9 protein-coding genes are annotated in these 9,458 nt (G+C 29.7%); all 9 read left to right on the top strand.

Annotated elements, in window-relative coordinates; translation table 11 throughout:
- A partial coding sequence (locus DES33_RS09070) for a TetR/AcrR family transcriptional regulator (protein WP_110058775.1) occupies positions 1 to 519 on the top strand: 519 nt, incomplete at its 5' end.
- A gap of 57 nt (positions 520 to 576) precedes the next feature.
- A complete protein-coding gene (locus DES33_RS09065; protein WP_110058774.1) occupies positions 577 to 2,307 on the top strand; it encodes an ABC transporter ATP-binding protein in 1,731 nt (576 codons plus the stop codon).
- Position 2,308: 1 nt separating this feature from the next.
- Positions 2,309 to 4,042, top strand: coding sequence for an ABC transporter ATP-binding protein (locus DES33_RS09060; protein ID WP_019118519.1), 1,734 nt, complete (start codon positions 2,309 to 2,311; stop codon positions 4,040 to 4,042).
- 10 nt (positions 4,043 to 4,052) lie between these two features.
- Positions 4,053 to 4,643, top strand: a complete 591-nt coding sequence (locus DES33_RS09055) for an MptD family putative ECF transporter S component (protein WP_019118518.1) — start codon at positions 4,053 to 4,055, stop codon at positions 4,641 to 4,643.
- Positions 4,609 to 5,325 carry an energy-coupling factor transporter transmembrane component T gene (locus DES33_RS09050; protein ID WP_249033636.1) on the top strand — a complete coding sequence of 239 codons (717 nt, stop codon included), beginning with the start codon at positions 4,609 to 4,611 and terminating at the stop codon, positions 5,323 to 5,325. The genes DES33_RS09055 and DES33_RS09050 overlap by 35 nt, the downstream gene beginning before the upstream one ends.
- The gene (locus DES33_RS09045) at positions 5,313 to 6,734 is read left to right on the top strand and encodes an ABC transporter ATP-binding protein (protein ID WP_019118516.1); all 1,422 of its coding nucleotides are present in this window, start codon (positions 5,313 to 5,315) and stop codon (positions 6,732 to 6,734) included. Before DES33_RS09050 ends, DES33_RS09045 begins: the two co-directional genes overlap by 13 nt.
- 221 nt (positions 6,735 to 6,955) lie before the next feature.
- Positions 6,956 to 7,366, top strand: a complete 411-nt coding sequence (locus DES33_RS09040; protein ID WP_047199838.1) for a sigma-70 RNA polymerase sigma factor region 4 domain-containing protein — start codon at positions 6,956 to 6,958, stop codon at positions 7,364 to 7,366.
- Positions 7,367 to 7,801: 435 nt separating this feature from the next.
- The gene (locus DES33_RS09035; RefSeq protein ID WP_009345237.1) at positions 7,802 to 8,011 is read left to right on the top strand and encodes an excisionase; all 210 of its coding nucleotides are present in this window, start codon (positions 7,802 to 7,804) and stop codon (positions 8,009 to 8,011) included.
- A gap of 77 nt (positions 8,012 to 8,088) precedes the next feature.
- A complete protein-coding gene (locus tag DES33_RS09030; RefSeq protein WP_110058773.1) occupies positions 8,089 to 9,324 on the top strand; it encodes a site-specific integrase in 1,236 nt (411 codons plus the stop codon).
- The last annotated feature ends 134 nt before the right edge of the window (positions 9,325 to 9,458 follow it).

Genomic DNA, 9,458 nt, shown 5'->3' with positions numbered 1-9,458 from the left:
GTAACTACAGGAGCTTTTTACCGTCATTTTGATGATAAGGAAAATTTGTTTACAAATTTGGTAGAACCTTTTGCAAGTCAGATTCTTGATATTTATAAAAATTATGAAGACAAAAGTCTTAAAACTTATGAATCTGATGAAGAGTTAAGTAAAAATAAGTTATTAGAAATACTGAAAATGAAAGAAGAAGCATCTGTAAAGTCCGTATCTTTCTTTTATGATAATAAAGATATTTTTGAGCTTTTGATTTTTTCTTCATATGGTACAAAATACGAGAACTTTATTGATGAAATTATAGGATTTGAAGATGAAAATCATAAAAAAATTTTAAATCTAATTTATAAGAATGGATATAGGAGCGTTATTACTGATGAGGGACTACATCTTATAAACCATGCTTACATTTATGCACTATCAGAATTAGTAGTACATTCTAATAGTAAGGAAGAAGCAGTTTATAATGCAAAGATTATAGCGGGATTTTTTAATGATGGTTGGAAAAAGATTAGGGGATTATAATCCTTAATTTTTTTAAAAATATGATAACTAAGTTATCTTTTTATGGAGGTGGAAATTTTGAAAAAAGAAAATCAATTTAAAAAACTAATGAAATTGGCGAACAATCATAGGTCAAGTTTAAATCTGTCAGTGCTACTCGCAAGTCTTGGAGTTATTTTTGGAATACTTCCCTTTATAAGTGGAGGAAAAATTGCTGAAGGACTTATATCAAATGATACTGATAAAAATTACTATATCTTATGGTGTTTAACTGGACTACTAGGTTATGCTTTAAAAACTTTATTATATGCATGGTCTCTATCTATTTCCCACAAGGCTACTTTTTCTATACTTGCTGATATTAGGATAAAAATGATAGAGAAACTTCCTAAACTTTCTCTTGGAACAATAAGCGAAACTCCAAGTGGAGCTTTTAAGCAAAAAATAGTTGATCAGGTAGAAAGTATGGAGAGTCCACTTGCTCACATGTTCCCTGAAATGACAGCAAATTTACTAGGTCCTGTTTTTGTATTTTTATATCTTTTGTTTGTAGACTGGAGAATGGGACTCTTATCCCTCGTATCATTTCCAATAGGTATGTTTTTTATGGCAAGTGTTTTTAAATCTTATGGAGATAATTTTGCTGGTGCGATGAAAATCGGAGGAGAAATGAATTCTTCTCTTGTAGAATACGTAAATGGGTTAGAAGTGATAAGGTCATATAATCAGACGGATAAAACTTATAAAAAAATCACCGACAAAGTTTATGCTAATGCTAAATATTATTATGACTGGATGACAAAAACTCAATTTGGAATGTCAATGTCAAAAGCAATCACCCCAACTACTCTTCTAGCTATACTTCCATTGGGATATATCTTTTATAAGAATGGATCTTTATCCTTAACAGGATATCTACTTTCCATAATTTTATCCTTTTCCTTACAAGGATTACTAAATACTATGATGAGATTTACAACTATAGGAGCTCAAGTAGGCACTTTAGTAGAAAATGTGGAGTCTGTTCTTAATTCGACTGAGCAAATTCACAGTGAAGAAAAAATTGTTATTAAAAATCATGATATAGAGATTAATAATGTGAGTTTCGAGTACGAAGATGGTCAAGAAATTTTATCAGATATTTCCTTACAAATAAAAGAAGGAACTAAAAATGCTTTTGTAGGTTTGTCAGGTGGTGGAAAATCTACTATTGCAAAATTAATTGCAGGATTTTGGGATGTAAAGAAGGGTGTGATTAAGATGGGAGATATTCCTTATGAAAACATTCCTTTAGAAGAACTTTATGATCAGGTTTCTTTTGTGTCCCAAGACAACTTTTTATTTGATGATACTATAAGGGAAAATATAAGAATGGGTGACCCTAAGGCGAGCGATAAAGAAGTTGAGGAGATATCAAAAAAAGCTGGCTGTCATGAATTTATATCTCATTTGGAAAATGCATATGAAACTAGGGTTGGAAAACAGGGAGAAAGTCTTTCTGGAGGCGAAAGGCAGCGAATCGTTATAGCTAGAGCAATGCTAAAAAACGCCCCTATAGTTATATTTGATGAAGCAACGGCCTATATGGATCCAGAAAATGAATATTTAATTCAAAATTCTTTAAATGAATTAATTAAAAATAAAACTGTAATCGTGATTGCACACAGATTATATACAATAAAAGATTCGGATAAGATTTTTGTAGTAAATAATGGAAAAATTGAAGACTCTGGTAAGCATGAAGATCTTCTAAATTCTTCAGAGACTTATAAGAAGCTTTGGAAAACAAGTATAGGAAAGGAGGATTAATATGTTAGAAACCTTAAGTAAAATTTGGAGGTTTTCAGCTAAGGAGAAGTCAAACTTAAATAAATCTTTAGTTATATCAGTAATTCATGCATTCTTTTATGTTTTGCAAATGGGAGCCGTTTATTTTATTTTGTTAAGTATTGTAAATAATGGAGAAAAATTAAGAACATCCTTAATGTCTTTTGCTATTATTCTTGCATCTATATTTGGACGAATGATAACAAATTATTACGCACAGTTAAGACAAACTCATGCAGGTTATTTTATGGTTGCAAATGCAAGAATTAAAATGACAGATAAGTTGAAAAAAATTCCAATGGGTTTACTAAATAATTCAAAAATGGAAAATATTTCAGGGATATTAACAACAGGGCTAAGCGAAACAGAAAACACTGTTCCTTCAATTCTCATAACCATGCTTACTGGATTTTTAACAGCCTTTGTTTTTACTATCATGGTTTTTATTTTTGATATTAGAATTGGGATTGTAGTTGCAATAGCAACATTAATATACCTTTATGTTAGTGATAGAATGCAAAAAGTTTCAGCTAAAGTTGCTCCCAAAAGAGCCAATGCCCAAATTAATTTATCTGATAGAGTTTTAGAACATATACAAGCCATGCCTGTTATTAAATCATTTAATTTAACGGGTAAGGGAGATAAAAACACAAGAGATGCTATTTTTGAGAGTAAAAAAACTAATTTAGAAGTAGAGAGAAGATTTACTCCTTTTACAATTTTTTCTTCTCTAATTTTAAATGTTGCATCATTTATATTGATGTATTTGGCTATTAGATTTTATTTTGATCAAACTATGAATTTAACAAACTCTTTGATGACATTGATTATGTCTTATATGATATTTTCTCAGATTCAGGAGGCAGGATCTTCAATGTCAGAGCTAAGAATAGTAGCAAGTTCTATTGATAAAGTTGATGATATTATGTCGCTTAGTGAGATGAAATCGAAGTCTGGTCTAAAGTTAACAAGTAAAAGAAATATTGAATTTAATAATGTTTCTTTTTCCTATGGAAATAAAAAAATAATCGATAAGGTATCTTTTAAAATTCCTGAAAAAACTACTGTGGCATTTATAGGACCATCAGGAGCTGGGAAAACAACCCTATCAAAGCTCATTGCTAGATTTTGGGATGTAGATAGTGGAGATATTACAATAGGTGGAGTAAATATAAAAGATATTAGTTTAGAAGAATTGATGGATAATATCTCCATAGTCTTTCAATCAGTATATCTTTTTAATGATACTATTGAAAACAATATAAAATTTGGAAATCCTAATGCAAGTCATGAGGAAGTCATAAATGCTGCAAAAAAAGCTGCGTGTCATGATTTTATTATGGCTTTGCCAAAGGGATATGACACAGTAATAGGAGAAGGGGGTGCTAATCTTTCGGGAGGTGAGAAACAAAGAATATCAATAGCAAGAGCAATTATTAAAGATGCACCAATTATAATTTTAGATGAGGCAACTGCAAATGTTGATCCAGAAAATGAGGACAAATTACAAATTGCGATTAACTCATTAATGAAAGAGAAGACGGTGATTATGATAGCCCATAAATTAAATACCATAAAAAACGCTGATCAAATCATCGTCTTAGAAAAGGGTCAAATTGTTCAAAAAGGTGAACATGATGAATTAATTAAAGAAGAAGGCATATATTCTGATTTCATTAAAATCAGAGAAAAAGCTGAAAATTGGAAAATTAAATAAGGAGGAGAAGATGAATTTAAAAAATATTGTAAAAATTGCTGTTTTTTCAGTTATAGGATTTGTGTTAACAATGGGACTTGGTTATGCTACAGGAGCTTTAGGTGTAATGCCTAGTTTATATTTGTCTTGTGCCTTTGCTACGATTGTAGTAGCACCAGTATTTGTAATTTTGGCAAGGAGTGTAAAGGTGAGGGGGACCGCATTTTTATATTTCTTTTTGATAGGACTATTCTACACTCTTATGGGGATGTGGCCTATTATAATTATAAATACCATTGCTGGAATATTAGCTGAACTTGTAGTGGGAAGTAGTGAAAATTATGATAGAGGCAATAGTAAGGTTGGTCTTGCTTTTGGAGCGGGTATGTTTGTATATTCACTTCATCCTATGATAATTGTGTTTTTCTTTTCAAAATCTAAGGCGATGCTTGAAATGATGGGAGCGGACTACTTTGACTTTTTAAGAAACTTTTACACACCTGCAAATATTGGAATTTGTTTTGTTATTTCCATAATTGCATCAATCATTGGTGCAAAATTTGGATCATATATCTATAATAAGTTTTTTGCTGGTAGGAATAAAAAAAGTGTTCTTGGTTAAAAGTAAAAAAGAGAAAAAGGAAGTAATTAGCCCAATTACTATAATTGGGCTAATTATAATCTTTTCTATAATACTCACAATAGGAGATGAAGCTTTTTATATTATATGTCTACTATTAAGCTTATTATCATTATCCATTTATTCACTAAAGTTAAGTTTTAAATTTACTTTATTTTTGATTGTAATTTTTATTTTAATAAGGATTTTAGAAAATTATTTGGGTGGTGTCTTTATTGGCTCGATATATCTCATGCTTAGAATTATATTTCTTTACGCTCCTATATTTATTATGGCAAGAGTCATGAGTCTATATTCGGCATCTTTTATTGTAGCTTCTTTTACTAATAGAGGAATGCCTACAAGCTTTGGACTTCCTATTGCTTTATTCTTTAGGTTTATACCTGAAATAAAAATAAGACTCCAAGAAATAAAAGATGGACAAAAGATAAGAGGATTTAAGACTAGTATATTTCACCCAATAAAGACTTTTGAGCTTTATTTTGTGCCTTTACTTTATAAATGTCTTGAAATAAGCGATGTATTAACCTGTTCAATTATTTTAAAGGGGATTGAAATAGATTGTAAAAAAACATCCATATATAATTTGCAATTTTCAAAATTTGATTATTTTATGTGGATTAGCACAGTTATTATGCTAGGAGCAAGTTTATGGAAAATGTGATTAGTGTTAATATTAAATCTTTTTCTTATGGAGAAAATGAGAATTTAAAAAATATTAAATTTAATATCAAAGATGGAGAGTTTATTGTATTAACAGGCAATTCTGGTTGTGGGAAGAGCACACTAATAAGAATAATTACGGGTCTTTTTCCAAGCTTTTATGAAGGAAAATTAGATGGAGAGGTTGAAATTTTAGGAAGAGATATAAATGAATATAAAAAAGGAGAACTTTCAAAAATTTTATCCATTGTTTTTCAAAATCCCAAAGATCAGTTTTTTTGTACAAATGTTTATGATGAAATTGCCTTAGGGGCAGAAAACTTGGGAATTAAAAGAGATTTGATTATAGAAAAGATAGAGTCTATAAGTAAATTGCTTAAAATAGAAAAACTGCTTGATAAATCTATTTTTTCACTATCAGGAGGAGAAAGACAGAGAGTAGCTATTGCTTCAGCTCTTATTCAAGATAGTAAAATTTTATTTTTTGATGAACCATCCTCTTCTCTAGATTATGATTCTATTGAAAGCTTTAAAGAGATTTTAAAAGAATTAAAATCTATGGGTAAAACCATAATATTAGCCGAGCATAGACTTTATTATCTAAAAAACTTATTTGATAGAATTGTGTTTATGAAAGGTGCAACAATCAATGAAATTTTTACAAGAGAAAATTTTAATAATAATCTAGCCAAAGAATTAGGACTTAGGACTTTAGAAGAAAGAAACTTAAAAACTGAAAGAAATTTTTTTGAAAAAGATTCTGTAGAATTTTTTAATAATATATATGTAAGTGTTGGTAAGAAAAGCATTTTAGAAAACATTTCTTTTGATTTAAAGAAGGGAGAAGTTTTAGGAATACTTGGGAAAAATGGATCGGGTAAGACATCTCTATCAAGAATAATAACTGGACTTGTTGGAAAAAATCAAGATACAAGTATAGGTGTACGAGAAAAAGAAAGACTAAAAAATTCTTACCTAGTTCAGCAGGATGTAGATTCACAAATATTTTTAGATACAGTTGAAAATGAACTCCTGTCTATATCATCTGATAAAGAAGAAATTAAAAAACTTTTAAAGGAAATAAATCTCTGGGATAAAAGAACATCACATCCTCAAAAATTATCAGGAGGTCAGAAACAAAGGCTAGCTGTAATTACTGCTTTTCTATCAAATAGACGAGTAATCATATTAGATGAACCAACATCAGGACTTGATTATAAGAATATGGAAATCATGGCTAAGCTTATAAATGAGTATTCTAAAAAGATTTCAATAGTTATTATAACTCATGATTTGGAATTTCTTTTTAAGTGTTGTAATTCTGCTTTAACTCTAGATAAAAATAATTATGATAGGTTTGTCTTATTTAATAATGAAGAAAAAATATTTGAATTTATTGAGCAAATGTAATATTTCAACTTATCATATATTAAAACAAGGAGAAAATAGACTTAAACATCGAAAGACGATATTTATATAATATATCTGTTAAAAATAATATAGCAAATCCAAAAAGAATCTATATTAAAAATAGTTTCGTTCATTTTAGAGGACTAACCATGCCCAAGAGCAGGAGTCCTCCTTTTTTTGTCTGAAAACATAAAGACAAAAAAAGAATGGAGGAAACATAAATGACAAAAGAATATTACCTTTATGTCGGTGGGCAAAAAATCAAAGTAAGTGAGCAGATATACAAAGTCTACTGGCAAGAAAGAGAACACGAAAAATATTTAGAGCAGGTGGATAAGAAAAACCACTTGCTATTTTTTTCGTCTCTAAATCACGATGGGAATTTTGAAGATAATCTAGAAGATAAAAATGTTGATGTTGAAAAAGTTGTAGCTACACAAATGATGATTGAAGCATTAAGAAATGCAATGTCAAAGTTAAATAAGGATGAACGAGAAATAATTGAAAGATTATATTTCAATGATGAAACACTTCGTGCAGTAGCAAAGACTCAAAATATATCACATCCTGCTTTAATAAAAAGGAGAGATAAGATTTTAGAAAAACTAAAGAAATTTATAGAAGAAATATAGTTTCTGGTTACCAAAGAGGGCAAATTTTCCTTTATAAAGTGAGGGGAGTTTTGTCCTCTTTCTATTTTAAAAGAAATCTAAGTAATATTTGAACCTTAACAATTGAATAGACCAAGACAAGACGTTAATCATTTTTGGAGCGTGATAACCTATCCGCCAAAATCTTTCTGATGAATAATTCGGCAAAATAAGTACTGCTAAGCTAAAAGCAAGGGAAGAAGAAAGGGAGCGATAAGTAAGAGTTTGAATATAGGGAGGGATACCCTATTCGCTATGAAGAAAATGAGGATAATGATACTTCTAAGGTTGAAGCCGGCTCATCCTGAACAGAGGCGGAGGTGAGATTCCTATGTTGCTAATCCAAGGCACTTGTCAATGTCAAAAAACTTTAAAAATATTAAAATAAATATTTTAAATATATTATTTGGAGGATTTATGATTAACGAAAATATAAAAGGTGTTCGTGTTTCTGAGAAAGCATTTCTAACATTAAAAGAAGCATCTGAATATTTTAATATTGGTCAAGATAAAGTTAGACAATTAACGGATGAAAATGATTGTGATTTTGTATTATTTAATGGAAGTAAGCGTCTTATTAAGAAAAAATTAATGGAAGAATATTTAAATAGACAGTTCTCTATTTAATCTAAAAGTATATATAAAACACGCATAATGCGGTATAATAATTATAGCGTGTCTTTTATCAAAAAAGGAGAATTTTTATGGTAAAAAGACGCAAAGATAGTAAAGGGGTTGTTTTAAAAGACGGTGAATATCAAAGGTCAAATGGCACTTATGAATTTAAGTGGCAAGACAAAATAGGTCGTAGAAAATCTATCTATGCGAAAACTCTAAAAGAATTAAGAGAAAAGGAATTAGATATTTTACGCAATACTATAGATGGAATCAACAACGAAGGAAGTAGCTTGTCTGTAAATGATACTTTTAAGCTATGGACAAAGGTTAAAAGAGGTTTAAAGGATAATACCTTTAAAAATTACATCTATATGTATCAACAATTTGTAGAACCGACTTTTGGTCGCATTAAACTATCTGATATTAAAAGATCTGATGTTAGAAGTTTTTATAACAGATTAAAGGAAGACCAGGGATTGATGGTTTCTACCATAGATTGTGTCCATACTGTCTTACATCAGGTATTAGAATTAGCAGTGGATGACGAATATATAAGGTTTAATCCGTCTGACAATGCTTTGAAGGAATTGAAAGTAGCTTATCGAAATGAATCTCCGAAGAAAAAAGCTATGACAATAGAAGAACAGGTGCTATTTGAAGAATATTTATCTAATAGTGATGAATATAGAAAATGGTATCCAATATTCATTGTTATGCTTTGGACGGGAATGAGAGTTGGAGAAGTCACAGGATTGCAATGGGACGATCTAGATTTTGATAATGGTCTTATAAATGTAAATAGGACTTTGGTATATTATAGTAAAGGTAAAGGATTAAACAATAGATATGCTATTAATACACCGAAGACAGCATCAGGTAAGCGAAGTATTCCTATGGTTCAAAAAGTAAAAGATGCTTTTCTTATGGAAAGAGAGTTACAAAAGACTTTTGGAATCGTATGTTGTGATTCAATCGATGGATTTAAAGACTTTGTATTTTTAAACAGATTCGGAAAGGTTCACAATAATGGAACACTTAATAAAGCTTTAAGAAGAATTGTTAGAGATTGCAATTTAAGTATAATGGATAAAAATAAATCGAACTCTAATGATATTCTATTAGTTCCACATTTAAGCAATCACATTTTCAGACACACCTTTACTACAAGGCTTAATGAACAAAATATAAATACAAAGGCAATGCAGTCTATTCTAGGTCATTCTGATATTAGTACAACAATGGATATATATGTAGATGCAACAGAAGATTTTAAGATAGAACAGATGGGAGAATTTGAAAAAGCGATGAAATTTATATTTTAGAATTTACGACAGCTTACGACAAATTTACGACAATTTGCTAGAAATCTATAGGCACTTATAGAGAGTTAGCAAATTGTCGTAAATGGAGAAGTACCATAAAATAGACTTTTATAGAGATTTAGACAATTATCTAA

It is taken from the genome of Finegoldia magna, assembly GCF_003182075.1.
In the GTDB taxonomy this organism is placed as follows: Bacteria; Bacillota; Clostridia; order Tissierellales; family Peptoniphilaceae; genus Finegoldia; species Finegoldia magna.
This window is presented reverse-complemented; position numbering and strand designations above follow the sequence as displayed.